This is a genomic window from Streptomyces sp. NPDC088097, assembly GCF_044741845.1.
GTDB lineage: Bacteria > Actinomycetota > Actinomycetes > Streptomycetales > Streptomycetaceae > Streptomyces.
The window spans coordinates 1-1,604 of record NZ_JBIUTJ010000035.1 but is presented as its reverse complement, the minus strand read 5'-3'; the positions used below and the strand labels follow the sequence as shown (position 1 = coordinate 1,604).

Below are 1,604 nucleotides of genomic sequence, written 5' to 3'. Positions count from 1 at the left end.
CGAAGTTGCGGTCCGCGATGTCGTACTCCGCCAACGCGGCGTAGTTCGTACCGAAGGTGTTGGTCTCCACACAGTCCACACCGACCGAGAAATACGCCTCGTGAACCGAGCGCACGATGTCGGGGCGGGTGATGTTCAGGACCTCGTTGCAGCCCTCCAGCTGCTGGAAGTCCTCCATCGTCGGATCCTGCTCCTGGAGCATCGTCCCCATGGCTCCGTCGGCGACGACCACACGCGTCGCGAGCGCCTCGCGGAAGGCCTCGATCCGGTCCGTACTCATACGGCGGACTCGCGCAGGCGCGTCTCGATGTCCTGGGCCACCACCCGGCCGTAGGCGTGCTCGATGCGTAGGATCAGGTCCGCCGCGGAGAGCTTGTACTCCTGCGTCCCCACCGATTCCAGGACCACGGTGGCGATCGCGCAGCCCAGCTGGGCCGCCCGTTCGAACGGCCACTGCCAGGCGATGCCGGCCAGGAAGCCCGAGCGGAAGGCGTCGCCCGCGCCCGTGGGGTCGGCGATGGCGGTCGTGGCTACGGCGGCGATGCGCAGCGGGGGCTCACCCGCGCGCTCGACGCTCGCGCCCTCGGAGCCCAGGGTGGTGATCCAACTGCCGACGCGGCCGAGGATCTCGACCTTGTCCCAGCCGGTCAGCTGCTGGAGGAGGGCCGCCTCGTACTCGTTGGTGAAGAGGAACAGGGCCCCGTCCACCAGCTCCCGCGCCTTCTCGCCCGACAGCCTGGCGAGCTGCTGCGAGGGGTCGGCGGCGAAGGGGATGCCCAGGCTCCGGCACTCCTCGGTGTGCCGGAGCATCGCGTCCGGGTCGTTCGGGGCGACGACCACGAGGTCGAGCCCGCCGGGCTGGGCGGCGGCCGGGCCGAGGGAGATCTCGCGGGCCGCCGCCATGGCGCCGGCGTAGAACGTGGCGATCTGGTTCTGCTCGGAGTCCGTGGTGCACACGAAGCGCGCCGTGTGGAGCGAGTCGCTGACCAGGACCAGGCTGGTGTCGACGCCGTTTCCGTGCAGCCACGTGCGGTAGTCCTCGAAGTCCGCGCCCACCGCTCCGGCCAGCAGCGGCGTGATGCCGAGCCGGCCCAGCCCCAGCGCGATGTTGGCGGCGACTCCGCCGCGCCGGATCTCCAGTTCGTCGGCGAGGAAGGACAGCGACACCCGGTCGAGCTGGTCCGGTAGCAATTGGTCGGTGAACCGTCCGGGATAGACCATCAGATGGTCGGTGGCGATGGAACCGGTGACGGCGATACGCACGGAACTCTCCTTGGGCCTGCGAAGGTCGTGAGCGGGCGGGTCTACAGGCCGGCGGCCCTGCGCAGGGCGTCGACGCGGTCGGTGCGCTCCCAGGTGAAGTCCGGCAGCTCGCGGCCGAAGTGGCCGTAGGCGGCCGTCTGGGCGTAGATGGGCCGGAGCAGGTCGAGGTCGCGGATGATGGCGGCGGGGCGCAGGTCGAAGACCTCGGCGACGGCCTTCTCGATCCGGGCGGGTTCGGTCCGGGCGGTGCCGAAGGTCTCGACGAAGAGACCGACGGGCTCGGCCTTGCCGATGGCGTACGCGACCTGGACCTCGCAGCGCGAGGCGAGGCCGGCGGCGAC

3 protein-coding genes are annotated in these 1,604 nt (G+C 70.7%); all 3 read right to left on the bottom strand.

Annotated features, from left to right (window positions below; translation table 11 throughout):
- On the bottom strand, positions 1–280 hold a 280-nt coding region (locus ACIOD1_RS35050), incomplete at its 3' end, for a homocysteine S-methyltransferase family protein (protein WP_401907208.1).
- On the bottom strand, positions 277–1,263 hold the full coding sequence (locus ACIOD1_RS35045) for a carbohydrate kinase family protein (protein ID WP_365630646.1): 987 nt from the start codon (positions 1,261–1,263) through the stop codon (positions 277–279). The genes ACIOD1_RS35045 and ACIOD1_RS35050, both read right to left, overlap by 4 nt.
- 41 nt (positions 1,264–1,304) lie before the next feature.
- Positions 1,305–1,604 (bottom strand): methionine adenosyltransferase domain-containing protein (locus tag ACIOD1_RS35040; protein ID WP_365630643.1); only part of this gene is annotated, 300 nt, incomplete at its 5' end.